This window comes from Halobellus sp. Atlit-38R (genome assembly GCF_003665925.1).
In the GTDB taxonomy this organism is placed as follows: domain Archaea; phylum Halobacteriota; class Halobacteria; order Halobacteriales; family Haloferacaceae; genus Haloquadratum; species Haloquadratum inordinatus.
On the sequence record NZ_QXIJ01000051.1, the window covers coordinates 1 to 1068 of the forward strand.

The following is a 1068-nucleotide window of genomic DNA, read 5'->3' on the forward strand; positions in this document are numbered from 1 at the left end:
AGCGTCGTCCACGCGTGCGACCGCAGCGCGTCGAGCGCCTCGCGCGCGGCCCCGCCGAGGAGGAGGTCGGCCGCGAGCGCGTCGGCGTCGGCGACGACGCGCGCCGGACTGGGCTCGCGGGGCTCGGCGACCGCGTCGCCGCCGGAGGAGTCCCCGGCCTCCCGCGCCGCTCGCGCGTCGTCGAGGGCGCGCCGCACGTCCGCTTCGTCGCGGTCGCCGTCGAGCGCGGCCGCGCGCTCGAACAGGTCGCCGAAGGTCATGTGTCACGGTCGACGCCGCGGGCGTATCGTCCTTGCGGCCGCGCTCGGCTCCCGGGGCGAATGCGCGGTCTCCGGTTGGCGGGTTCACGACATCTACGTAAGACGTGACAATGTCACACAGACACATTAACATTGGTCACACGGAGAGCCGCGCTAATCACCACGGAGAGGGGGCAATCCGAGGCGTTCGACCCCGGTTCAGAGCGTCTCGACGGGGCGTCTCACCGGAAACTCGGGCTCGTGTATGTCACGGACCTACATATTTATGTGGTGAGCGACACTCACGGACGATTGTTAACAATGGAAACCGAAAATGGAGGTGCCGGAAACAAGCATAACCGGGAAAACGACTCGACGACAGATTCGGTCGCACAGTCATCGGTCCGTCGACGGCGGTTTCTCCAGGCCGCCGGCGCGGGCACGGCGGTCGCGCTCGCCGGCTGTTCGGGCGGCGGGGGCGGCGACAGCGGCCCCGTGACGCTCGGCGCCGCGTACATCCTCTCGGGCTTCGCGTCGCTGTACGGCGAGGAAGCCGAACGGGGGATCGAGTTCGCGCAGACGCGGATCAACGAGAACGGCGGGATCGACGGTCGCGACCTGGAGGTGCTCGTCCGCGACACGGAGGCGAGCGGCGACACGGCGATCCAGCAGATCCGCAGCCTCGTTCAGGAGGACAACGTCGACGGGCTGTTCGGGCTCGACTCCAGCGGCGTCGCGCAGGCGGTCGCGCCGCAGATCTCGCAGCTCCAGATCCCCTTTATGATCACGCACGCGGCGACCCCGTTCGTCACCTCGCCGCAGGGCGAAC

The 1068-nt window shown here is 69.2% G+C and carries 1 protein-coding gene and 1 pseudogene; one reads left to right on the top strand and one right to left on the bottom strand.

All coding sequences use genetic code 11. The features are described from left to right. Positions 1–260, bottom strand: a pseudogene (locus D3D02_RS18005) (hypothetical protein); the annotation flags it as partial. Between the two features lie 300 nt (positions 261–560). Between D3D02_RS18005 and D3D02_RS18010 the strand changes: the two are divergent. Then, the coding region (locus D3D02_RS18010) for an ABC transporter substrate-binding protein (RefSeq protein WP_147435694.1) at positions 561–1068 on the top strand (508 nt) is incomplete at its 3' end.